This is a genomic window from Acidipropionibacterium jensenii, from assembly GCF_005890135.1.
Classification (GTDB): Bacteria; Actinomycetota; Actinomycetes; order Propionibacteriales; family Propionibacteriaceae; genus Acidipropionibacterium; species Acidipropionibacterium jensenii.
The window spans coordinates 1180630-1203320 of record NZ_CP040635.1; the positions used below are offsets into that span (position 1 = coordinate 1180630).

The 22691-nt window shown below is 70.0% G+C and carries 19 protein-coding genes and 1 riboswitch; of the genes, 11 read left to right on the plus strand and 8 right to left on the minus strand.

The window, feature by feature from the left end; translation table 11 throughout:
- Positions 1–21 precede the first annotated feature (21 nt).
- On the minus strand, positions 22–1224 hold the full coding sequence (gene manA / locus FEZ32_RS05160) for a mannose-6-phosphate isomerase, class I (protein WP_138680116.1): 1203 nt from the start codon (positions 1222–1224) through the stop codon (positions 22–24).
- An 85-nt stretch (positions 1225–1309) separates the two neighbouring features.
- On the opposite strand from manA, the gene FEZ32_RS05165 reads away from it, so the two are divergent.
- Positions 1310–1621, plus strand: a complete 312-nt coding sequence (locus FEZ32_RS05165; protein WP_232020896.1) for a DUF3263 domain-containing protein — start codon at positions 1310–1312, stop codon at positions 1619–1621.
- 42 nt (positions 1622–1663) lie between these two features.
- On the opposite strand, the gene FEZ32_RS05170 is transcribed toward FEZ32_RS05165, so the two are convergent.
- Entirely contained in the window at positions 1664–3094 is a 1431-nt protein-coding gene (locus tag FEZ32_RS05170; RefSeq protein ID WP_138680117.1) for an ATP-binding protein, read from the minus strand.
- 255 nt (positions 3095–3349) lie between these two features.
- Entirely contained in the window at positions 3350–4420 is a 1071-nt protein-coding gene (locus FEZ32_RS05175; protein WP_175415727.1) for a tetratricopeptide repeat protein, read from the minus strand.
- Positions 4421–4933: 513 nt separating this feature from the next.
- Here FEZ32_RS05175 and groL point away from each other — a divergent pair.
- The 3 genes from groL to FEZ32_RS13500 all read left to right on the plus strand — a co-directional run bounded on the left by groL (position 4934) and on the right by FEZ32_RS13500 (position 8027).
- Positions 4934–6574 carry a chaperonin GroEL gene (groL, locus tag FEZ32_RS05185; protein ID WP_097798097.1) on the plus strand — a complete coding sequence of 547 codons (1641 nt, stop codon included), beginning with the start codon at positions 4934–4936 and terminating at the stop codon, positions 6572–6574.
- A gap of 230 nt (positions 6575–6804) precedes the next feature.
- Positions 6805–7851 carry an aspartate carbamoyltransferase gene (gene pyrB / locus FEZ32_RS05190; RefSeq protein ID WP_097798098.1) on the plus strand — a complete coding sequence of 349 codons (1047 nt, stop codon included), beginning with the start codon at positions 6805–6807 and terminating at the stop codon, positions 7849–7851.
- Positions 7852–7886: 35 nt separating this feature from the next.
- Positions 7887–8027 carry a hypothetical protein gene (locus FEZ32_RS13500; RefSeq protein ID WP_154101193.1) on the plus strand — a complete coding sequence of 47 codons (141 nt, stop codon included), beginning with the start codon at positions 7887–7889 and terminating at the stop codon, positions 8025–8027.
- An 88-nt stretch (positions 8028–8115) separates the two neighbouring features.
- On the opposite strand, the gene FEZ32_RS05195 is transcribed toward FEZ32_RS13500, so the two are convergent.
- Positions 8116–9471, minus strand: a complete 1356-nt coding sequence (locus FEZ32_RS05195; protein ID WP_138680119.1) for a C1 family peptidase — start codon at positions 9469–9471, stop codon at positions 8116–8118.
- Between the two features lie 234 nt (positions 9472–9705).
- On the opposite strand from FEZ32_RS05195, the gene FEZ32_RS05200 reads away from it, so the two are divergent.
- A complete protein-coding gene (locus FEZ32_RS05200; protein ID WP_028701997.1) occupies positions 9706–10389 on the plus strand; it encodes a suppressor of fused domain protein in 684 nt (227 codons plus the stop codon).
- A gap of 104 nt (positions 10390–10493) precedes the next feature.
- Here the strand turns inward: FEZ32_RS05200 and thiC are convergent, their stop codons facing one another.
- The 4 genes from thiC to FEZ32_RS05220 form a co-directional block, all read right to left on the minus strand.
- Positions 10494–12314, minus strand: coding sequence for a phosphomethylpyrimidine synthase ThiC (gene thiC, locus FEZ32_RS05205; protein WP_175415728.1), 1821 nt, complete (start codon positions 12312–12314; stop codon positions 10494–10496).
- A riboswitch (TPP riboswitch) is annotated at positions 12314–12421 on the minus strand. It overlaps the preceding gene by 1 nt.
- Positions 12422–12582: 161 nt before the next feature.
- Positions 12583–13989: a class II fumarate hydratase gene (gene fumC / locus FEZ32_RS05210; RefSeq protein WP_028701999.1), complete on the minus strand. Its 1407-nt coding sequence runs from the start codon at positions 13987–13989 to the stop codon at positions 12583–12585.
- A 50-nt stretch (positions 13990–14039) separates the two neighbouring features.
- Complete coding sequence (locus FEZ32_RS05215) at positions 14040–14870, minus strand: hypothetical protein (RefSeq protein ID WP_127843492.1); 831 nt, start codon at positions 14868–14870, stop codon at positions 14040–14042.
- A 79-nt stretch (positions 14871–14949) separates the two neighbouring features.
- Entirely contained in the window at positions 14950–16233 is a 1284-nt protein-coding gene (locus FEZ32_RS05220; RefSeq protein WP_028702001.1) for a chloride channel protein, read from the minus strand.
- 164 nt (positions 16234–16397) lie between these two features.
- Here FEZ32_RS05220 and FEZ32_RS05225 point away from each other — a divergent pair, with 164 nt between their 5' ends.
- The 6 genes from FEZ32_RS05225 to FEZ32_RS05250 all read left to right on the plus strand — a co-directional run bounded on the left by FEZ32_RS05225 (position 16398) and on the right by FEZ32_RS05250 (position 22589).
- Positions 16398–17072, plus strand: coding sequence for a hypothetical protein (locus FEZ32_RS05225; protein WP_420809260.1), 675 nt, complete (start codon positions 16398–16400; stop codon positions 17070–17072).
- A 146-nt stretch (positions 17073–17218) separates the two neighbouring features.
- A complete protein-coding gene (locus FEZ32_RS05230; protein WP_244937918.1) occupies positions 17219–17983 on the plus strand; it encodes an SAF domain-containing protein in 765 nt (254 codons plus the stop codon).
- A complete protein-coding gene (locus tag FEZ32_RS13505; RefSeq protein WP_175415729.1) occupies positions 17983–18996 on the plus strand; it encodes a hypothetical protein in 1014 nt (337 codons plus the stop codon). The genes FEZ32_RS05230 and FEZ32_RS13505 overlap by 1 nt, the downstream gene beginning before the upstream one ends.
- 452 nt (positions 18997–19448) lie before the next feature.
- A complete protein-coding gene (locus FEZ32_RS05240; protein WP_175415810.1) occupies positions 19449–20693 on the plus strand; it encodes a TadA family conjugal transfer-associated ATPase in 1245 nt (414 codons plus the stop codon).
- Positions 20684–21634, plus strand: a complete 951-nt coding sequence (locus FEZ32_RS05245; RefSeq protein ID WP_138680120.1) for a type II secretion system F family protein — start codon at positions 20684–20686, stop codon at positions 21632–21634. Before FEZ32_RS05240 ends, FEZ32_RS05245 begins: the two co-directional genes overlap by 10 nt.
- Positions 21635–21686: 52 nt before the next feature.
- Complete coding sequence (locus tag FEZ32_RS05250) at positions 21687–22589, plus strand: hypothetical protein (protein WP_138680861.1); 903 nt, start codon at positions 21687–21689, stop codon at positions 22587–22589.
- The last annotated feature ends 102 nt before the right edge of the window (positions 22590–22691 follow it).

Here is a 22691-nt window from a genome sequence, read left to right on the forward strand (position 1 = left end):
CGGGAGTACCCGGAAGGGAACTCAGTGCCGCCTGACCTGCTTCTCCGGGTCCAGCCCGCAGCTTGCCTGGACGGCCTCGCAGTTGCCCTGGATCTGCACCTGCTCGCCCGCCGGGATCCACAGCGACTGGCCGCGCACGATCTCCTCGGTGCTGGCGGCGCTGGAGCACACCAGATGGCCGCCCAGCACCAGCAGGATGCGCGGCCGGTCGGTGGCCGGCAGCATCTCGGCGGCCCCGGGACGCAGGTGCACGGCCCACAGCTGGAACTCGGGTCGCCCGGTCGGGTACTCGACCAGCGGCCCGTGGACGTCGGGCTCGATGATCGGGGCGGGTCCGGAGGCGAAGTTGACGATTCTCACCAGGGAGTCGACGTCGATGTGCTTGGCCGTCAGACCGCCGCGCACGGTGTTGTTCGAGTTGGCCGCAACCTCGATGCCGGTGCCTCGCAGATAGGTGTGCATGGTGCCCGGCGGAACCTGCAGAGCCTGACCGCGGGTCAGGTGCACCCGGTTGAGCAGCAGTGCCGCCAGCAGCGACGGATCCCCGGGGTGGTGCTCGTCCAGTTCCACCGCGGTGCGCGACAGGAGCCCCAGGTCCCCGGCGTCGTCGACGTGGTTGACCGCCGCCGAGACCACCTCGCCGACCAGTTCGAGACGGTGCCCGTCACCGCTCAGGCAGTCCAGGAAGACCTCGGCCAGACCGGCCGACCCCGACCTCTCGGTGAGCGGACCGAAGACCTCGTCCAGGGAGGTCCTCACCCCCAGACCCTCCAGCAGTGCGCGGGTCCGTCTCGGCTCGCGGAAGCCGCACAGCGCGTCGACCTCCGACAGCGCCACGAACAGCTCGGGCCGGGGCCAGTCGTCGACGAAGGTGCGGTCGGCGGCGGCCGTCTCGGCGTCCTGCTCGTGGCTGAACCCCTCGCAGGCGTCGCGGCAGTCGGGGTGGGCCTGGATGCTGAGCGGCTGGTCGGCCGACAGGATCTTCAGCAGGAAGGGCAGCCTGTCGCCGAAGGTCTGCCGGCACGCCGCTCCCAGCTCCTGGGGGTGCTGGTCGAGGTGCTCGTTGAGCGGGGTCCCGTCGGCCAGGGCGGCCGAGGCGGTCTCATAGGCGCCCAGCCAGTACTCGGCCTGGGGACGTCCGTCCGGTTCGACGCCGAGGATCCCCGGAATGGTGTCGAGTGACCCCCACGCGTAGTTCTGGACCGTGCCCTGAAGGCGCTCCATGGATGTTCTCCCCTGTGTCTACTGCGCCCGGACACGTCCTTGTGAGCGAGCCATTCCATCATGGCACGCCCATAGACTGGATCACGTGAGCGACGATCCCGGCAGCGATGACATCGACGACCTCACCGAGGATCGACAGGATGCGCACAGTGGCCTCCCAGCCGAGGACATCGCCCTGCTCGATCTGGAGGACGACTGGCAGCACGGTCGGCTGCGCGGCGACAAGGGGACCGTCATCCATGACCGGCTGGAGATCTCCTCACCGCGCTACCACCAGCGGCTCAACGTCCTGCTCGACGACCCGAGAGCCGCCCTCCACGCGCCGGCCCTGGTGAACCGGCTGCGCCGGGTGCGTCAGGAGCGCAGGACGGCGCGATCGGCCGACCAGCTGCACTGAGGGACCGAGGGGGTTTCGGGGCTGGCCGGCGTCTGTCGTGGGTCACAGCAGGTGGTGGCCCTTCATGTAACTGCGCAGCTCGGCATGGGTGCCGTCGTCGGTCCCGTACTCGAGCATGTTGCGCGCCGAGGCGAACCAGGAGTTCATCGACGGTTGGGCCTGGCCGAGCGCTGCGTTGAGGTCGGCCATCGTGATCATCCGGGTGCGCCCGGTGGAGACGCTGTCCATCAGTGCCCGCTCGGCCGCCATGTCGCAGGCGTAGGCGATGTCGGCGCTGGAGAATCCCTCGGTGCGCCGGGCCAGGGTGCGCACGTCGATCCCCTCCACCGGGCGCTGCTGCAGGTGGAGGGTGAAGATCGCGGCGCGGGCCTGCTCGTCGGGAGGCAGCACGAGGATGGTGCGGTCCAGACGTCCGGGACGACGCAGCGCCGGGTCGATGTCCCAGGGCTGGTTGGTGGCGCCCAGCACGAAGACCGCGTCGTTGAGGGAGTCGATGCCGTCCAGTTCCACCAGCAGCTGGTTGATCGTCGAGCGCATCGCCGCCGAGCCGTGGGTCTGGGAGCGGCGTCCGCCCAGGGTGTCGACCTCGTCCAGGAAGACCACCATCGGGGCGTTCTGGCGGGCGAACTGGAAGAGCTGGTGGACCGCCCCCTCGCTCTGGCCGATGTAGGGCCCCAGCACGTCGGAGATCGAGATGGACAGGAAACCGGTGCCCAGCTCGCCGGCCAAGGCGCGGGCGATGTAGGTCTTGCCGCAGCCGGGCGGCCCGTACATCAACAGGCCTCCCTTGAGGCTCTTGCCGTAGAGGCGGCGCATCTCGGGACTGCGCAGCGGGGCCAGGAAGGAGGCGTTGATCCGGTTCTTGACGCTCGTCATGCCGGCCACCTGGCTCAGCCCGAAGGATGGTCTCTCGACGTCGACGGGGTCGGTTCCAGGGGTTGCCGACTGATCGTCGACGAACATCGGTTCGACGAGGTCGGAGACCTCCTGCTCGGCGGCTCCCCAGTCGAAGTGTCCGCGTTGGGGTTCGGGGGTGGGCTGGTGCGGATCGGGCTGGTGCGGGCCAGGTTGCCGGGGGTCGGGTGCGGAGTCCGGGTCAGGCTGCTGTGGGCCGGGTGCGGGGTCCGGCCGAGGAGGCTGTCCGAGATTCTGCGGAGTCCGTGTGTGGGAGTCGGATGCGGGCGCCGGGTGCTGCGGCCGCTGGGTCGGTGAGCCGGGGGATGCCGATGGGGACTGGTCAGGGGAGGCCGGGGACTGTCCGGGGGAGGCCGGCGTCTGCTGGCCGAGGGCGCGCGTCATCAGGGCTCGGGCGTCAGCGCTGGTGGGGTCCCTGACCAGGACCTGGCCGCACTCGACGATGGCCGCGGCGGCGTCTCCCTCGTCGATGAGCAGGGATGCCAGGTGCAGGCGCAGCGGGACGTCGTCGGGGGCGGCCTCGACGGCCCGGCGGATGCTGTTAATGAGTGGGTTCACGGTCTCTCCTGAAGAGCCCTCCAGTTCTGCTGGGCAGCGTACGCCGACCCTCCCACCCCCTCCTTCCCGCGTTGATCCAGTTACTCGGCGTTGATCCAGTTGCAAGAGGATCAACGCCGAGTAACTGGATCAACGCGGAGGTGTAGGCGGGAAAGAGGTGCAGGAGGGGGTGACGGATGCAGGGAAATGGCGGGGAGGGGGTGACGGATGCAGGGAAATGGCGGAAATGACGGGGAGGACGTCGTCACCGGGGGTTCAGCGGTGGTCGGGGGGTGCTTTCGGGCCTCTGGTCCGAACCGATCGCAGCCAGCCGCCGGCGCTTCCGGCCGCCCCGATGGCCAGGGCGATGATGACCAGCACCGGGGTGGAGTTGTGGTACCGCTGGTCGAACTGCCACCGGATCGCGGAGTAGAGGGGTTGGGCGTAGAGGAACAGGGCCAGCCCCATCAGCACGGCCGTCGTCCGGTCCCGCCAGATGGTCCGGATCACGGTCCGTCTGGTCTGGCCGCGCGACAGCCCCGGCCAGACCAGCACCTGGGCGCACATCACGGCCCCGGTCGACAGTGCCGCCACCACCAGGTTGTGACCGGGAGCCAGGTGCCAGATCTGTCCCCACAACACAGACAGCCCCAGCCCGGATCCCAACCAGGTCAGCACCACCCTGTTGAGCGATCCGACCAGGATCCGCCTGGCCATCTCGGCGGTCCCCTTCTGCCCCATCGCCTCGGTGGCCGCCTCATTGGCCAGCCGCAGCGCCCTCTCGTGGTGACCGACGTCGGCCTCCAGAGCAGCCAGCATCTTCACCGCCTCCGGTTCGGAGGGGTGCTCGCCCACCACCCGGGACACGATCTCGATCCCCTCGGCCCGGCGCCCGAGCATGAACAGGCAGTGGCCTCGACGCAGCTGGGCGCGCCACGACTGCACTCCCATCGCCAGGGCGCGGTCGACCGCGTTGAGGCTCTCCTGGTAGTTGTCGATCCGCACCAGCGCGTCGGACATCGACAGGTGCACCTGGGGATTCTGCGGATCCAGCTGCAGGGCCCTTCCCGCCGCGGCCGCAGCTCTGGCAGGGGTGTCGTGGTGGGCGAGGATGAAGGTGAGCTGGGTCCACGCCTCCGCCCAGTCGGGATGGTCGGAGGCCAGCGACTCCGCCCGGTCCCGGGCTCGTTCCGGATCCACCCCCTCCAGGGCCATCACCTCGTAGAGACGGGCCAGCGGATGGCCCGGATCGTGCGCCAGCACCGGCCCGACGTAGCGCAGCGCCGCGGCGTCCTGCCCCGCGTCGATGAGTCGGGCCGCGGTGCTGAGGGCCGTTGCGTCGTCCATGTCTCTCCTGTGGCAGGTCGGGGGCGGGACGCCGACGCTGCGGGATGGCTGCGGTGCGGGATGGGCTGCGGGGAGGTGGCCACCCATTGTGCCCGACCTCGGAACTGATACCGGCGAGAGTCTGTGCCCCGGCGGCAAGTATGAGGCCGGCGGCGGAGCGCCCACCCACAGAGCGCCCGCCCACGGAGCACCCCCGACGCCACCATGGTTGCGACGACAACACGCCGTCCGGCGACGTCACGGTGCCCGAACACCACCCAATCCTTTGCACTCCCTTGGGTCGAGTGCTAAAAATGATGTTGGCACTCGAGCAACGAGAGTGCCATCGCCGCGGTCGGTGTTGCGAGCACCGACGGCAGTGAACTCCTTCCGGTGATGAGATCACCAGATCGTCCGTCGCGGGCATCTCGGAGGGACACATCGCGGGGTCGTCGGATCCCGCCACATGCAGAACACTGCAGACCTGACGTCCAGGGCCCAGGTGGCCCGCAGGAGCGGAGGACTCCCCAACACATGGCAAAGCTCATCGAATTCAACATCGAGGCCCGCCGCGGGCTCGAGCAGGGTATGAACACCCTTGCCGACGCGGTGAAGGTCACCCTCGGCCCCAAGGGCCGCAATGTCGTCCTGGAGAAGTCCTGGGGCGCTCCCACCATCACCAACGATGGTGTCTCGATCGCCAAGGAGATCGAGCTGAGCGATCCCTACGAGAAGATCGGCGCCGAGCTGGTCAAGGAGGTCGCCAAGAAGACCGACGACGTCGCCGGCGACGGCACCACCACCGCCACCGTGCTGGCCCAGGCGATGGTCCGCGAGGGCCTGCGCAATGTGACCGCCGGTGCCAACCCGCTGAGCCTCAAGAAGGGCATCGAGACCGCTGTCGACGCCATCATCGGCAAGCTCGCCGACATGGCCATCGACATCGAGACCAAGGACCAGATCGCCGCCACCGCGTCGATCTCGGCCGCTGACACCACCGTCGGCGACGTCATCGCCGAGGCGATGGACAAGGTCGGCAAGGAAGGTGTCATCACCGTCGAGGAGTCCAACACCTTCGGGCTGGACCTCGAGCTCACCGAGGGAATGCGCTTCGACAAGGGCTACATCTCCCCCTACTTCGTCACCGACACCGAGCAGATGGAGGCCGTCCTCGACGACCCCTACATCCTCATCGTCAACTCGAAGGTCTCCGGCCTGAAGGACCTGCTGCCCGTCCTCGAGAAGGTCATGCAGTCCAGCAAGCCGCTGCTGGTCATCGCCGAGGACGTCGAGGGTGAGGCCCTCGCCGGCCTGATCGTCAACAAGATCCGTGGCACCTTCAAGTCCGTCGCCGTCAAGGCCCCGGGCTTCGGCGACCGCCGCAAGGCCATGCTGGCCGACATCGCCATCCTCACCGGTGGCCAGGTCATCTCCGAGGAGGTCGGCCTGTCCCTGGACGCCGTCACCCTCGACCTGCTCGGCCGGGCCCGTTCGGTCCGCGTCACCAAGGACGAGACCACCATCGTCGACGGCGCCGGGGACTCCGAGCAGATCGCCGGCCGGGTCGCCCAGATCCGCACCGAGATCGAGAACTCCGACTCCGACTACGATCGTGAGAAGCTCCAGGAGCGTCTCGCCAAGCTGGCCGGCGGCGTCGCCGTCATCAAGGTCGGCGCGGCCACCGAGGTCGAGCTGAAGGAGCGCAAGCACCGCATTGAGGACGCCGTCCGCAACGCCAAGGCTGCTGTCGAGGAGGGCATCATCCCCGGCGGTGGTGTCGCCCTGATTCAGGCATCGAAGGCCGCTTCGGTCTCCGGCCTGGAGGGTGACGAGGCCACCGGCGCGCAGATCGTCTTCGACGCCTGCACCGCCCCGCTCAAGCAGATCGCCGTCAACGCCGGTCTGGAGGGTGGGGTTGTCGCCGAGAAGGTCGCCAACCTGCCCGCCGGACAGGGCCTGAACGCCGCGACCGGCGACTACGTCGACATGGTCAAGGCCGGGATCATCGATCCCGCCAAGGTGACCCGTTCTGCTCTGCAGAACGCGGCCTCCATCGCTGCTCTGTTCCTCACCACCGAGGCAGTCATCGCCACCAAGCCCGAGCCCGTCAAGGCTCCCGCCGGTGGCGGCGACGACGGCATGGGCGGAATGGGTGGCATGGGCGGAATGATGTGATCCAGTTCGACTGATTGAGGGGTTGTCCCCTCGACCAGATGCATGGAGGGGCGGTCCCGTCGAGGGGCCGCCCCTCCATGCGCGTCTGGTCCGGTACGCGGTCCGGTGGCCCGTGCGGGCACACTCCGATCCCAGGTTCTGAGGGGCGACGGCGTCCACCCCTGACCGGGGATAGGCTGCCCGCGAACGACCTGCCAGCGCAGGCTCCCCGTCGAAGGAGCAGTTTCGCCATGACCCGCACCCCCGATGACTTCCCTCCCTTCGGTCCTGGACGCCACCTGCTCAGCGTCCAGCAGCTGGACCGCGGGATGCTCGACCAGATCCTCGAACTCGCCGAGGTGGTCGACCCGATCGCCTCCGGTACCGTGCGATGCACCGTCCTGGACGGCGCCGTCCTCGGCAGTCTGTTCTTCGAGCCCTCCACCCGTACCCGGCTGAGCTTCGAGTCGGCCTTCTTGAGGCTGGGCGGGGAGGTCACCACCACCACCGGTTTCACCTTCTCCTCGATGGCCAAGGGGGAGTCGATCAGCGACACCTCGCGGGTGGTCTCGGGCTACTCCGACATCATGGTGGTCCGCCACCCCGACAAGGGCTCGGTGGCCGAGTTCGCCCGCGCCTCGGTGGTCCCGGTGATCAACGCCGGTGACGGCGCCGGGGAGCACCCCAGCCAGGCCCTCCTCGACCTCTACACGCTGCGTCGCGAGCTCGACCGGCGGGGCAAGTCGGTCGACGGCGCCACGATCGCCATCGTCGGTGATCTCAAGTACGGCCGCACCGTGCACTCCCTGATGAAACTGCTCACCCTCTTCCAGGGGATCACCTTCCGGCTGTTCAGCCCGCCCAGCCTGGAGCTTCCCGTCGAGATCGAGCGCTACGTCGTGGAGCGCGGCCACCGGATCGTGGAGATGGGTTCGGCGACCGAGGCGGTCACCGGCGCCGACGTCGTCTACGCCACCCGGGTCCAGCGCGAGAGGATGACCGAGGAGGTGCTCTCGAGCGCCAACATGACGGGCAATCTGCTCAACCGGGCCATGCTCCACGAGGCCGGTGCCGAGGAGATCATCATCATGCACCCCCTGCCGCGCGACTCCCGGATGGACTCCTTCGACCTGTCCACCGACGTCGACGAGCTGCCCGGTCTGTCGATCTTCCACCAGACCGACAACGGCCTGCGGGTGAGGATGGCGATCTTCCTGGTGGCGATGGGATGCTCCGCCGAGGCGGTGCGGGCGGCGACCAAGAACCAGAGCTGGGACGCCACCCTGGACTGGTTCTGAGCCCTCCCGCAGGCCATCAGTCAGGGAATGTGCTGGTGGACGACTTCGCCTCGAGCCACCTGATGTTCGCGATGTCGGACGCGCTGATGGCGACGATCGCCCTGGTGATCGTGGTGGGCGGCAGCATCATCACCCATCGCAGGGCGCTGACCCGTCGTCCGGGTGCGATCGGGTGAACATTTCACTCGCGGAACCCGCGGAAACCGGCTCAGATGCCGCAAACCGGGTGTTCCGTGAGTGAAATGTTCACCGCGCGGGCCATTCTCAGGCGAGGGTGCCCATCGGGTCCCAGGCCGGCAGGGCCATCGGCTCCTCGGTGACGGCGGCCTTCAGGTCCTCGGGCAGGGAGTCCACCTTCACCACGACCTCGAAGACGTAGTTGCTGAACCAGTCATCGTCCATCGTGAAGAACCCCTTGTCACCGGGCTCCTCGCCCCAGGAGTTCTCCACCCGCCAGCGGCGCGGCTGACCCTCGGCGATGTCGACGCCGGTGAACAGCATGGCGTGGTTCATCGCCGACTCGCCGGAGACCACCCGCTCCTCCTTGGTGGTCGACAGGTCCACCCCGAACAGGCCGGAGTAGTCGTGCAGGTCACCGACCAGCAGGCCGGAGTCGCGGTCGGACTGCTGGGAGACGTCGGCGCCGAACCAGACCGGCTCGCCGGCCACGATGGAGTCGGCGGCCAGCTTCTTCATCACCTGCATGGGGGCGTTGATGTAGCGGATCTCGCGTCCGCCGACCACATTGCCCAGGTGCTCGACCGTCAGCGCCCGACCCTTCGGGTGCTCGGTGCGGGGGTCGTCGACCAGGCAGACGTAGCCGGACAGGTCGATCCCGACGTGCCGGTCGTAGAACTCATTGGGGGTGAGGGTGCCGTCGGTGTGGAAGACCCCCTCGTCGTCCTGCCACTCGAACTCGAAGGAGGACGGCGGGTTGCCCAGACTGATCACCAGGATCCGCCAGACGTCGGAGAGCACGCCCTCACGGGCGGCGGAGAGGTCCTCGGCGTTGGCTCCGGAGGTCGCCAGATCGCGCAGATCCAGGGCCCGACGGCGCAGCAGGGTCTGCAGCTGGGTATCCATCCGGTGGGTGTTGGAGGAGGGCTGGGTCTCGGGCATCGCCTGCTTGGGGATGACGCCGTGCTTCTGGTACACCGACACCGCCATGTCCCACTGGCCGCCGTCACCCTCGATCTCCCTCAGGAGGAACTGGATGAGCCGGGAGTCCAGCGGCTCCGAGGCGGTGGCGATGATGTCGTTGAGGAAGAAGTTCGCCCTCTCGAACTTGTCCCAGAACATCGCGTAGTTCTGGGAGAACTCGAAGTCCTTGACCCCGAGGTTCTTACGGGTGGTGGCGCGCAGCAGGTTGAGCGAGGAGAACAACCAGCAGCGTCCCGAACGCTTCTGCGCGGTGACGGTCCAGTTGTCCAGCCGGTTGGAGACAACCGCCGGGGTGCCGACGACCTTGGTGCGGTCCAGTGCGGACTCGTCGATGCCAGAACGGGTCACGGCATTGAGGGCCAGCCTCAGGCTCGGGTCGAGATCGGACTCGGCGACCTTGGCCAGCAGGTCCTGGTCGATGGCGCCGGCAGATGTAGGAGTAGTCGTGAGAGTGGTCATGGACTCTGTTCTATCTCACCGCCCCCAGAACCCGCGAAAACGCCCGTGGTCAGCACATTTCCGCGCTCTCGGGACTCTCAAACCGGAGGGACGCCGGAGGGAGGCCGGAGGGACGTCGCAGGGACGCCGCAGGGTTCGGGCGGATGCCGTCCCGGCCACTGCGCCGGACAGCCGTGCCGCACCTGCTGACCGGGTCGGCGAGACCCGGGCTCCCACCCCGAATAGACTCGCACAATGAGCAAAGACGACCACATCTCGGATGCAGCACGACTTCCCGGCGGCCCCGCCCCGATCAGCCCCCAGGAGCTTCCCGAGGACGTCGCCTCTCCCGAGGAGCTTCCCCCCACCGGCCCGGCGGTCGTGACGGCCGCCGTCAAGGCGATCGGTGGTGATCCCGAGGTCGAGGGGATGGTCGACGCGGTGGGCAAGACCAGGGTCGACGTCCTCACCTGCCACAACGCCCCGGTGCCCGGATGGACCACCTGGTCGACGGTCACCCTCCACACCCAGCCCAATGAGCTGCCGATGGCCTCGGGGGAGAGCCTGGAGATCCGCGCCGAGTTGATGGCGGTCGGTCTGCCCGACTCCGATGTGATGGGCAAGGTCCTGGGGTCCTGTGCCTTCGCGGTGCTCCAGGACCACTGGATGATGGCCCCGGGTGTCGTCTTCGGCGACGTCGTCTCCCTCTACGACCCGCAGACCACCACCCCGCACATCGTGTGGTGCCATCCCTTCACCGCGACCGAACTGGGTGCGGTGGACATCGAGGACGACCTCACCGTCCACTGGCTGGTGGCGATGCCGATCACCGAGGCCGAGCGCCAGTGGTTGGAGGCTCACGACTACGACGCCTTCGCGAACCTCCTCGACGAGCACGAGGTCACCTACTCCGACCTGCGGCGCAAGTCGGTGGTCTGAGCCCTCGTCGCAGACCAAGAAGAGTCGCCCTGGCAGCGGGGCCCCGGTGGTGCCTGGAGGGCCGCGGCTCCACCGGGGGTCGCCTCAGGACATCCTGATCGGGATCACCTGGCCGCGGGAAGGCCGGGATCCGGCAGGTACACCTCGCCGCCGGCAGCGCGGAACTCCGCCGCCTTGGCCGCCATCCCGTCCTCGGCGATCCGACGCTGGTCGGCGGCGTCCCCGAACCCGTCGCGGATGTCCTGGGAGATCTTCATCGAGCAGAACTTCGGGCCGCACATCGAGCAGAAGTGGGCCGTCTTGGCGGGTTCGGCGGGCAGCGTCTCGTCGTGCATCGACTCCGCCGTCTGCGGATCCAGGGACAGCCCGAACTGATCGCGCCAGCGGAACTCGAAGCGGGCCTTCGACAGGGCGTCGTCGCGGTCCCGGGCTCCCGGATGGCCTTTCGCCACGTCCGCCGCGTGGGCGGCGATCTTGTAGGTGATGACGCCGGTCTTGACGTCGTCGCGGTCGGGCAGTCCGAGGTGCTCCTTGGGGGTGACGTAGCACAGCATCGCCGTTCCGTGGCGGGCGATCTCGGTGGCGCCGATCGCCGAGGTGATGTGGTCGTAGCCGGGGGCGATGTCGGTCACCAGCGGCCCCAGCGTGTAGAACGGCGCGCCGTCGCACAGCTCGATCTCCCGCTCGACGTTCTCGCGGACCAGCTGGAAGGGGATGTGCCCGGGGCCCTCCACCATCACCTGGACGTCGTGCGTCCAGGCCCTTTTGGTGAGCTCGGCGAGGGTGTCCAGCTCGGCGAACTGGGCGGCGTCGTTGGCGTCGGCCAGGCACCCCGGCCGCAGTCCGTCGCCGAGGGAGAAGGCGACGTCGTAGCGGGCGAAGATCTCGCACAGCTCGTCGAAGTGCTCGTGGAGGAAGTTCTCGCGGTGATGGGCCAGGCACCAGCCGGCCAGGATCGAGCCGCCGCGCGAGACGATCCCGGTGACCCGGTCGGCGGTGAGCGGGACGTGGCGCAGCAGCACCCCGGCATGGATCGTCATGTAGTCGACGCCCTGCTCGCACTGCTCGATGACGGTGTCGCGGAAGATCTCCCAGGTGAGCGCCGCGTGGTCGCCGTCCACCTTCTCCAGGGCCTGGTAGATCGGCACCGTGCCGATCGGCACCGGGGAGTTGCGCAGGATCCACTCGCGGGTGGTGTGGATGTCGTCACCGGTGGACAGGTCCATCACGGTGTCGGCACCCCATCGGGTCGCCCACCGCAGTTTGTCCACCTCGTCGGCGATAGACGAGGTGACCGCCGAGTTCCCGATGTTGGCGTTGATCTTCACCGCGAAGGCCCTGCCGATGATCATCGGTTCGGACTCGGGATGGTTGACGTTGCAGGGCAGGATGGCCCTGCCGGCGGCCAGTTCGGAGCGCACCAGGGAGACGTCGCAGCCCTCCCGCAGCGCCACGTAGCGCATCTCGGGGGTGAGGATCCCGGCCCTCGCGTAGTGCATCTGGGTGATCGTGGCGCCCTCGCGGGACCTCAGGACCGGACGCCGCTCGCCCTGCCACTCCTGGCTCGCGGCGCCTCGGCGCACCGCCGAACGGCCGTCGTCGGCCAGATCGCGACGACGGTTCGGGTAGCTCTCGACGTCGCCGCGGGCCTGGATCCACCCGGTCCGCAGGCCGGGCAGTCCGCGGGTGACGTCGCAGTCGGGTCCGACGGTCCGGTAGACGGGCAGCGGGGCGTTCGGGCTGCCGTCCGGGGAGTCGTCCTGGCTGATCATGGTCACCGGCACCCGGATGTCGTGGGCGGCGTTGACGAGATAGCCCAAGTGATGGCTGGGGTAGTTCTCCTCGGGGCCGTCCACCGTCGTGGTGGGGGTGGCAGAGTCCTCGAGGGCGGTGTTGTTCCGGGTGTTGTGTGGGGATGCGGCCATGGCAGCCAGCTCCTTCTTCCTACGTCGGCATGATCCGAACAGGTTCTAACGGTCCGGGCGGCATCAGCCCGATCTCAGTCCTCTGCCGAGGACCCCCGTGGGATGGCCATGACTGTAGTGCACCGCCTCATCGGCCGATGGGGCGCCCCCTGCCGACCGCGGCGACCTGTGCCGCACGGTGACAGCACTCTGGCCCGGTCGGTGGACGCAGGATGTGCGTCCGCCGACCGGGCCAGAAGTGTGCTCGAGGCCGGGGTTCAGCCGCGCCTCACTCGGCGGCCGAGGGGTGGGTCATGTCGGCCGGGACGACCCACTTGTCGAAGTCCGCGGCAGACATCTCGCCGACCGTCAGGGCCGACTCGCGCAGCGAGATCCCCTTGTGGTGGGCGTTCTTGGCGATCTTGGAGGCCAGGTCGTAACCGATGTGGCGGTTCAGGGCAGTCACCTGCATGAGGTTCTTGTCCAGGTTCTCCTTGATCTTGGGCATGTTCGGCTCGATGCCGTAGGCGCAGTGCTTGTCGAAGGACACGCAGGCGTCGGACAGCAGCCGGATCGACTCCAGGCAGGCGTGGGCCATCACGGGCTTGAACACGTTGAGCTGGAAGTTGCCCTGGGAGCCGGCGAAGCCGACCGTGGCGTCATTGCCGAAGACCCGGGTGGCGACCATCGTCATGGCCTCGCACTGGGTCGGGTTGACCTTGCCGGGCATGATCGAGGAGCCGGGCTCGTTCTCGGGGATGAGCAGCTCGCCGATGCCGTTGCGCGGGCCGGAGGCGTACCAGCGGACGTCGTTGGCGATCTTCATCAGCGCGTCGCCGAGCACCCGCAGGGATCCCGACACCTGCACCAGGGCGTCATGGGCGCTCAGTGCGGCGAACAGGTTGGCCGCCTGGGTGAACTCCAGGCCGGTCTCCTCGGTGACGTGCTTGGCGACGGTGACGCCGAACTTCGGGTGGGCGTTGAGGCCGGTGCCCACCGCGGTGCCGCCGATGGCGAGCTCACGGGCCCGGGAGTCCGCGTAGCGGATCCCGTCCAGGGCGAAGTCGAGCTGGGCGACCCAGCCGGAGATGACCTGACCGAGCCGGATCGGGGTGGCGTCCTGCAGGTGGGTGCGTCCGACCATCACGACGTCGTCGTACTGCTTGGCCTTGTCGTCCAGGGTGTTGCGCAGCTGGGTGACGGCCGGGTACAGCCGCTCGTTGATCTGGGTGACGACCGCGATGTGCATGGCGGTCGGGAAGGTGTCGTTGGAGGACTGACCGCGGTTGACGTGGTCATTGGGGTGGACCGGGGTCTTGGACCCCTTCTGGCCCCCGGCGATCTCGATGGCGCGGTTGGAGATCACCTCGTTGGTGTTCATGTTCGACTGGGTGCCCGAACCGGTCTGGAAGACCACCAGCGGGAACTCGGCGTCGAGCTTGCCCGCGATGACCTCGTCAGCGGCCTTGACGATGAGGTCGGCGACGTCGCCCGGCAGCTCTCCGAGCTCCTTGTTCGCCTCGGCGGCGGCCTTCTTGAGGGTCCCCAGGGCGCGGATCATGTCGCGACCCCACACGAAGGTGTCGCGCCCGATCTCGAAGTTGTGGAGGGAACGCTCCGTCTGGGCCCCCCAGTAGTGATCGGCAGGCACCTCGATCGTGCCCATGCTGTCTTTCTCTTCACGCATCTCTGCCATGGGCCTCAGCCTACTGGCGGGCACCGGCCCTCAGACGGTCGGGGAGGCTCTCAGCGGGAGGTCCGGTCGCTGCCGGTCCGGGTGGTCGACGGCGCGAGGGAGTGTGCCATCAGGGAACTCCCCGAGCCGATCAGGGAGGACGACGTGAGGCTGGACCCCAGCAGGCTCGGGGAGGCCAGCGAGTCGGTGATGGCGCTGGAACCGGCGGGGCGGTCCGCGCCACGGGTTCCGGACGCGGGGACCCGGCCGGCTGCCGGACGACGCTCGCCGGACCTCCTCGACGCCGGCAGGCCCAGGTCGTCGAAGCGGATGTCGGAGCCGGGCTGCATCCGCGACCGGGCGTCCGACAGGTCGATCTCGGAGCCGGGGGCCGGTGCCGGGGCGGCCGCCGGCTGGGAGGGTGCCGGCTGGGAGGCTCCGGCCGGGGCGTGGACCTGGGAGGTGCGGGCCCGGGCGCCGGGGAGCGTCCCACGCCTCTGCACCGTCGTGGGCTGCGACAACGCGGGGTCGACGCCCACCGATGCCACCTGCTGGACGAGCTGTTCGAGGATGCTCTGCTTGGTCTGACTGCCTCGATCGCCGGAGGCCCGGTCGGACCGGGGCTGCTGGACGGACTGATCACTGGTGAAGGGCTGGTACCCCGCCTGTTGGTACTGGGAGAGCTGCGGGGCGGAGGACTGGCCCGGGGGAGTCGACCGCTGTGTCGATCTGCGACCTGCGGTCAGAGCGCTCACCACGCCGACCACGACGATCGCGCCGATGATGATCGGGATGATGACCGCCGCCGATGGTCTGGCCATGACCATGAAGACGGCCACGCAGAAGACGAGGGAGGTCGTCAACTGTCGGGATCTCGAGGTGTTCGGTCTTTTTCCCGCCATGGCCCGAGTCTACGGGTCCTCGTCCCCCTCGGACCCGTCCTGTCAGCCCAGCGTCCCTCCTGTCAGCTCAGCGCCCGGGTCAGCTGCTCGGCGGGGTCCCCAGCCGTCCGGTCCGCCGGTGCGCCCACCCCCGAATGACCGCCAGACGGAGGAACCAGGTGAGGCCGACCCCGATCAGCGCGGAGGCGGTCACCGCCGGAGGGGCCTTGACCAGCTCCAGGGCGAAGGCGGCGGCGAACAGCGGCGCCCGTTGGGTGACGGCCAGCAGACAGGCCGCTCCGACCACCGCGAGCACCGTGATCTCCGAGGCGCTGCGGTGACCCGAGGCCATCGCGACCGCCGCACCCAGGCAGGCTCCGACCGCCAGGGCCGGGGTGAGCAGACCGCCGCTGGCCCCCAGCCGCAGCGCCAGGTGGGTGGCGAGCCACTTGGCCGCCGCCATCAACAGCACCCCGCCGATCAGGGCGCCGCCCACCAGGGCCGGCGGGGTGAGCACCGCCTGGACGACGATCTGGCCGTTGCCCGGCACCTGGGGGACCACCAGGGCGATCGCGGTGACCAGGGCCGATCCCAGCGGAACCGCCCACCAGACCCGGCTCGCGGCGGGGGCGTGGTCCTTGGCGAGGTCATTGGTCCAGCCGAAGGCCGCCCCCACCACGAGGCAGAGCACCGCGACAACCGCCAGCCACCACACCGGCGGCATCCTCAGCGACACCCCGGGAAGCCGGTAGATCGGATGGTTGTGGTTGAACAGCCAGGCGGTGACGGTCGCCAGACCCGAGACGACAGCGGCCGCCAACACCTCCAGCCAGCCCCGCCGGGTGCGCAGATCGGACTTGAGAATGAGCTCCAGGGCGTAGCAGGCACCGGCCACCGGGACGTTGTAGACCGCCGACAGACCGGCCGCCGAGGCGACGGCGATGACGGTCCGTCGTCCCTCCGGGCCAAGCCTGAACCGGTTCGAGACGGTCTGTCCGAGGAAACCGGCGATCTGGCGGGGTGCCGTCTCGCGTCCCAGCGAGGTGCCCGAGCCCACCGCGATGAGCTGGGCGACGGCGTCTGTCACGGTGTCGGGGGCGAGTCTGCCGGGGGAGTCCACCCGCACCGCCTGGTTCACCGAGGTGATCGGGCCGCGCCGTCTCAGCCGCCACCAGATCAGGCCTGCCAGCGCGCCCCCGATGACAGGCACGGTGATCCGACGCCAGAGCGGGACGGTGCTCACCCCGGTGGGGTCGACGAAGTAGTGGTGACCCATCGCGAGGGTCTCGATCCCGACGTTGAGCAGGCTCAGCAGGCCCCCCGCCGCGCCGGCCGTCAGGCCTGCGAGGAGGACGGCAAGAACGATGCGCAGGCCACGGGACACGTCTGGAACCGTACCGTTCGCGCCCGGGTCCCCGACATCCCCTCCCCTGTGATCGATCGTGCGCGGGATGCGGTGAGGGGGCACACTGGAGGACGATGGCCGGCAACGAGCCAGAACGGCACCAGGGGGTGTTCGACGGTCGGATCGGGGAGCATGGAGTGAGCCTGCGCAGAGGTGGATCGCGGTGGCGACCACTGGCGGTGGCGATGGCGGCGCTGCTGGCGCTGGCCACCGTCGGCTGCGGCACCTCCGCCGTCCAGACGCCGGTGGCGGCCACCCCCTCGCCCACCGTCTCCCACGACGGACTCTGGGTCGACGCCGACTGGGCGCTCCCGGTGACCAGCACCGGCACCCGGCTCGGTGAGGTCTCCGACAAGCGGATCCGGATCACCGTCTACCAGGTCGCCACGGCCCCCTCGCCGCACAACTCGGTGATGGTCGACCCGGCCGACGGCAGGCCGGTGATCGCCAAGGGCGACCGGATCGTGCTGCTGCGCTATGTCGTCACCAATATCTCCAGCGACCCGATCAGCCTGGGTATCGGGACGGTGAGCATCACCACCCGGTACCCCGACTGGCCGTGGGCCCAGGGTCTGACCGGGGTGCGCGCCCCGGCGCTGATGGCCCGCTACAAGCTGTCCACCACACCGTTCAGCGAGGGGACCGCCCGGCCGCCCTATGTGCTGGCACCGGGGGCCTCCTTCATGGTGGGCCAGAACGCCCCCTACGAGCGGGCCGAGCTGCTGCAGATCAGTGCCGCGGTGGTGGTCAGCGACGACTCGGGCAGTGAGGACGCCAGCCTCAGCTGGACCCTCCAGGGCACCGTCCACCTGCTCTGAGCGGGAGTGATCCGACCCGGCAGGCCGCCCGCCGGCCTGTGGACAACCCCGCGAAAATGTGACGGGTTGGGCATTGCGCCGAGTTGTCCACAGATTCGGTGACGTCTCCTTGAGCTCCATGTGCGCGTCTGTCTACTTTTCTGGGCATGTCGACCCGGACCGGACACCGCACCTCCGCACCGCGCGGAGGAGCTGGCGGACGCCCGGGAGGTGACGCCGGGCAGGCTCCCGCACCCGACCATCGTGGCGCGCCCCGTCGCGGCACGGCGCTGCCGAACCGTCGCTCCCCGATGCTCATCGTCGCCGGGGTGCTGTGCGCCGTGCTCGGCGCCCTGGGCGGGGCCTTCGCCTGGACCCAGGCGAGCCAGTCCCAGTCGGTGCTGGTGATGACCCGCGACGTCGCCCGCGGCGAGGAACTGCGCCACGGCGACATCGCGGTCGCCTCGATCTCGGTACCCGACCAGGTGGACACCCTGCCGGCCTCCCGTCTCGACAGCCTGATCGGACGGCGGGCGGTGGTGGATCTGCCCCGCGGCAGCCTGCCGGGCAGCCGCTCGGTCGGGGACCTGCCGGTCGCCGCCGGTCGCGCCCACGTTGGTCTCAAACTGGCCGCCGGCCGGGTCCCCACCGAGCCGATGCCCGCCGGTACCCGGATCACCATCGTCGAGGTGACCGGCGATGCCACCTCCGCAGAGACCGGCAGCCCCTCGGGGCAGAGCAGTCCGGCCGCCGGCGGGCCGTCCACCGGGACGGTTCCCAGGACCATCGACGCGGTGGTCTCGAGGGCCCCGGTGCGCGCCGAGGACCGGTCCAGCTGGCTGCTGGACGTCGAGGTCCTGCAGGCCGATGCGGCGGTCATCGCCGATCTGGCGGCCCGCGACCGGGTCGCGGTGATCGTGAGGGGGAGCTGATGGCCGTCCTGCTGCTCACCAGCGCCGCCGGGGCTCCCGGCGTCACCTCGACCGCTCTCGGGCTGGCCCTGTGGTGGCCCCGCGAGGTGGTCCTGGTCGACGCCGACCCGCATCCCTGCCATGCCGTGGAGGCCGGCTACCTCGGGGGGCGCGGTCGGGCGGGCGGCGGACTTCCGGAGCTGGCCCGGGTGCACCGGCAGGGAGGTGACCTCACCGCCGCCCTCTGGTCCCAGCTGATCGATCTTCCCCGACCCGAGGATCTCGCGCGCTCCTCCCGTCCTGCCTTCTCCCGCCCTGTGTCCTCCCGCACTGTCTCCTCCCGCACTGCCGGGACGGCGGCGGTGGAGCCGATCGGTGAAGGCGTCGACCGCGACGGTGACGGTGACGGGAACAGTGAGGCGGCCCGTGACGGGGGCGGGGAGCCGGCCCACCTCCTGCCGGGGTTCGGCCATCCCGCCCAGCCCTCCCTCTTCCAGGCGGTCTGGCCGGCTCTGTCGACCTCCCTGGTCGAACTGGACCAGGCCGGGGTCGACGTCATCGTCGATCTGGGACGGGCGCCATCGGGTGCCGGCGGGGCCGCAGGTATCGGCCTGCCGGGCGACCTGGTGGCCCGCTCCGGCCTGCTGGCGGTCGTCGTGCGGGCCGGATTGCGCTCCCTGGCCGGGTTGAGTCTGCACCGCGACCGGATCGATGCCCTGGTCGCTGGCACCACCGCCACCGTCGGGCTGGTACTGATCGGCGCCGGACACCCCTACTCCGCCCACGAGATCCGCCGCCAGTTCGGGCTGCCCGTGCTCGCCGAGGTCGCGGAGGACCCGCGGGCCGCGGCGGTGCTCTCAGACGGCGTCGGCATCACCTCCGGATCGCTGCCGCGCGGCTGGGGCCGGGGCCGCTACGTCTCCTCGCTTCGCCACGGGGCATCGGTCCTGCACCGGCAGATGGCCAGGCACGCAGGTCTCGTCGATCCCGAGCTCCTCGAGGAGCCCGGGGCCGGCGCCGAGGAGGCGACATGACCCTGCCACGGCGTCTGGCCGACCTTCCCGCGCGCGACCCTCGGCCCGAGCCCGACGACCGGGGCGAGCAGGGCCTGGCGGCGGCCCTCGGGCGGATGGCGATCGGGACCCCGGAGGCCGCCCGGACCACCCTCCCGCACGACCCTCTCTCGCCTCTCCCCGACCCTCTCCCCGGCGACTCTCTCTCGACACGGCGTTCATCGACCGATGGGGAGGATCGCGGGGCCCGGCGCCTCAGCCCCTCCGACGTCTCCACTCTTCCGGTGACCTCCGGGACGCCGGGCTGGACCCGTCGGCGTCCCGCCCTCACCGGCACTGCCGCGGGCGGAGACGACGGGGTGGACTGGGGGCTGGTGGTGCGGCTGCGCCGCGAGGCCAGCGAACGGATCAGCCGGGAGCGCGCCGATCACCGCGAACGGTTCGGGACCGATCTGGAGGCCGAGGACCTGAGGCTGCTCGGGGACGCTGTCATCCGGCAGGTGGTCCATGATCACGCCGAGCGCCTCACCACCACCGGCGAGGCCCTGTGGTCCCTGGAGATCGAGATGCGCCACGTCCGGGTCGTGGCCGACGCGATCTTCGGCTACGGCAGGCTGCAGCCCCTGTTCGAGATCCCCGACGCCGAGAACATCGAGATCAACGGTTGCGACCGGGTGCTCGTGCAGTTCCCGGACGGTCACCGGGAGACTCAGCCCCCGGTCGCCGACTCCGACCAGGAGCTGGTCGAGGCGATCCGCTTCCTGGGGGAGTCCGCCAGCCCGCCGCGGCCCTTCGACGACGCCCACCCGACCGTGACCGTGGCCCTGGGCGACCGCTACCGGCTCCACGCGATCGGCTTCGGGCTGGCCCACCGGCCCTCGATCGTGATCCGCCACCACACCCTCACCGAGATCACCCTCGACGACCTGGCCGCCGGCGGGATGATGCCCCGCCAGGTCGCCGTGCTGCTGAGGGCGGCGGTGCGGGCCCGCCGCTCGATCGTGATCTCTGGGGATCAAGGTGCCGGGAAGACCACCCTGCTGAGGGCCCTGGTCGATGCGATTCCGCCCACCGAGCGGTTCGGCACCCTGGAGACCGACTACGAGCTGCTCACCCATCTGCACGCCGAGCAGCGCAACATGATCGCCCTGCAGGCCACCGTGGGTCTGGGCGAGCAGGTCGACGGCCGGACCCTGGGGGAGTACACGGTGGCCGACCTGGTGCCCGAGGCGCTGCGCCAGAACCTCTCCCGGCTGGTGATCGGGGAGGTGCGGGGCAGCGAGGCCGGCGCCATGTTCGAGGCGATGCAGACCGGAGCCGGGACGTTGTCCACAACCCACTCCCACTCGGCCTCCTCGACGATGGACCGGCTGGCGGCCCGGGTCGCCCAGGGCGGAGTGCTCACCATGGAGGAGGCCTACCGCCAGATCGCCCACAACATCACCCTGCTGGTCCATGTCGTGCTGGTCGACGACACCTGGCGGCAGGGCACCCGAAGGCGCTTCATCTCGGAGATCAGACAGCTCACCGGGGCCGTCGAGGAGGGCCGTCCGATCACCCATCTCACCTACTCAGCGCCTGGTCTGCGGGGTTCCCAGGGGAGTCCGGGAGGGATCGGCGGGACGGTCGGGGTCGGCTCTGCGGCGGTCTTCCACCCTGATCCGGAGCTGCTGGCCGAGCTGGCCGTCGTGGAGCCGGAGATCGGGGGATGGGCATGAACGCATTCGGCGCCGCCCTGCTGGCGGCCATGATCACCGGTGGAATGGCGATGGTGCTGATCGGCGCGATCCCCCGACCGAGAAAGTTATCCACAGGGATGTCCACAGGCTTGTGGACACGGGTGGACAAGAGCTGGCGAACGGCCCCACGGGCCGCTGGGATCCGGTGGATCACCGGTGTCGCCGGTGGGGTCGTCTGCTATCTGATCACGGGGTGGCCGATCGGTCTGATCCTGGTTCCGGCGGTGCTGATCGGGCTTCCCCCGCTGCTCGCCGATCCCCCCGAGACCGAACTGGAGAAGCTGCGCGGCCTGGAGCGCTGGGTGCGTCTGGTGGCCGGCTCGGCGACCACCGGGAAGTCGGTGGTCGACGCCATCCGTGCCACCCGCGGCCAGGCCCCCGAGGTGCTCGCCGAACCACTGGCCGCCCTGGTGAGCCGGCTGGACTCCCGGTGGGGTCCCAGACCCGCCCTCCAGCGGTTCGCCGACGACCTGGACTCCGCCGACGCCGATCAGGTGGTCGCCGCGGTGGTGATCGCCGCCGAACGGGGTGGCACCGGCGCATCGGCCACCCTCGGCGCCCTGGCCGGCTCCCTGCAGGAGCGCGCCCGGGCGATGCGCGAGATCGCCACCGAGCGGGCCAAGCCGCGGATCGTGGTGCGGCAGGTCACCGCGGTGATCGGTGTGGTGCTCGGTGCCGCGATCATCGTCGGCCGCGACTTCTTCGCCCCCTACTCCTCCCTGCTCGGACAGCTGCTGCTGTGCCTCTACGCCGCCGCCTACGCCGGGGCCCTGGTGGTGCTGGCCAGGCGCTCCCGGCCGCGGCACCGGGAGCGGATCCTGGTGCGGGCGGCCGTCGGGCCCGCTCCACGGTCGCTGGGCGGACGCGGTTCCGGTCCGCACGGCGGCCCGGGGCACACCGAGGAGGTCGGCGATGCCTGATCCCACCGCCCCGGCGCCGCCCCTGTCGACCGCTGCCATGCTCGCCGCACTGCTGGCGATGCCCTCCCTGATGCTCGCCCTGGTCGCCGGTTCCGCCCTGGCCTGCGCGCCGCTGCTCATCTGGGCGGGACGCCGGCCCGCCCCGGTGCGGCTGTCGGACGGCCTGGCGCACCTGTCCGGCGAGGACCCCGGCGAGCCGGTGGTCGACCTGCCTGCCGACGCCGGGCGCCTGGACCGGTTCGGTGCCTGGCTGGCCACCCGGCGGATCGGCGCGGTCCCGGAGCGGACCAGACGGGTGCTGTCCCTGCAGGGGCGGTCGGTCGGTGACCTGCTGGTGGAGAAGTCGGTCTGGGCGCTGGGCGGGCTGATGGTGCCGCTGATCGCCCAGGTGTCGGCCCAGCTGATGGGCATGGCCCTCCCGGTGACGCCGGTCCTGCTGAGTCTGGTGCTGGGGGTGGGCGGGTGGTTCCTTCCCGATCTGAGACTGCGGTCGGAGCAGAAGGCGGTCCATCAGGACGCCGCCGAAGCGGTGCTCACCTTCGTCGACCTCGTGACCCTCTCCCGGCTGGCCAACCAGTCGGCCTCCCGGGCGGTGCTGGAGGCCTCCCAGATCAGCGACCACCCGGTGATGGTGCGGATCCGCACCAGCCTGGAACGCTCCCGGCTGGAGCAGCAGGCGCCCTGGGCCGGTCTGCAACGACTCTCCAGGGAGCTCGACCTGCCCGGACTCGGCGATCTCGTCGAGGTGCTCACCCTCGACGACCAGGGCGCCTCCCTGGTCGCCACCCTCAGAGCCCGGGCCGCCGAGATGCGAGACGCCCATCTCACCCAGGAGAAGCTCGCCGCCCATCAGGTCTCCGAGTCGATGACCGTGTGGATGGTCGTCCCGGTGCTGGTCCTCGGCCTGGTGCTGCTCACCCCGCCCCTGCTGAGTCTGTCGGGAGTGGCGCCATGATCACATCTCTTCTCCATCCCGACCCCACAAGGACGCTCACCCGTTCCCGCCCCCTGTCCGCCGCCCGATCCGTTTCCTCGACCGCCCGTCACCACACCTCAG

Coding starts and splice junctions, on each gene's coding strand:
- manA (WP_138680116.1), bottom strand. CDS start 1,224: ATGGAGCGCCTTCAGGGCACGGTCCAGAACTACGCGTGGGGGTCACTC.
- FEZ32_RS05175 (WP_175415727.1), bottom strand. CDS start 4,420: ATGGACGACGCAACGGCCCTCAGCACCGCGGCCCGACTCATCGACGCG.
- groL (WP_097798097.1), top strand. CDS start 4,934: ATGGCAAAGCTCATCGAATTCAACATCGAGGCCCGCCGCGGGCTCGAG.
- pyrB (WP_097798098.1), top strand. CDS start 6,805: ATGACCCGCACCCCCGATGACTTCCCTCCCTTCGGTCCTGGACGCCAC.
- FEZ32_RS05195 (WP_138680119.1), bottom strand. CDS start 9,471: ATGACCACTCTCACGACTACTCCTACATCTGCCGGCGCCATCGACCAG.
- FEZ32_RS05200 (WP_028701997.1), top strand. CDS start 9,706: ATGAGCAAAGACGACCACATCTCGGATGCAGCACGACTTCCCGGCGGC.
- thiC (WP_175415728.1), bottom strand. CDS start 12,314: ATGGCCGCATCCCCACACAACACCCGGAACAACACCGCCCTCGAGGAC.
- fumC (WP_028701999.1), bottom strand. CDS start 13,989: ATGGCAGAGATGCGTGAAGAGAAAGACAGCATGGGCACGATCGAGGTG.
- FEZ32_RS05215 (WP_127843492.1), bottom strand. CDS start 14,870: ATGGCGGGAAAAAGACCGAACACCTCGAGATCCCGACAGTTGACGACC.
- FEZ32_RS05230 (WP_244937918.1), top strand. CDS start 17,219: ATGTCGACCCGGACCGGACACCGCACCTCCGCACCGCGCGGAGGAGCT.
- FEZ32_RS13505 (WP_175415729.1), top strand. CDS start 17,983: ATGGCCGTCCTGCTGCTCACCAGCGCCGCCGGGGCTCCCGGCGTCACC.
- FEZ32_RS05245 (WP_138680120.1), top strand. CDS start 20,684: ATGGGCATGAACGCATTCGGCGCCGCCCTGCTGGCGGCCATGATCACC.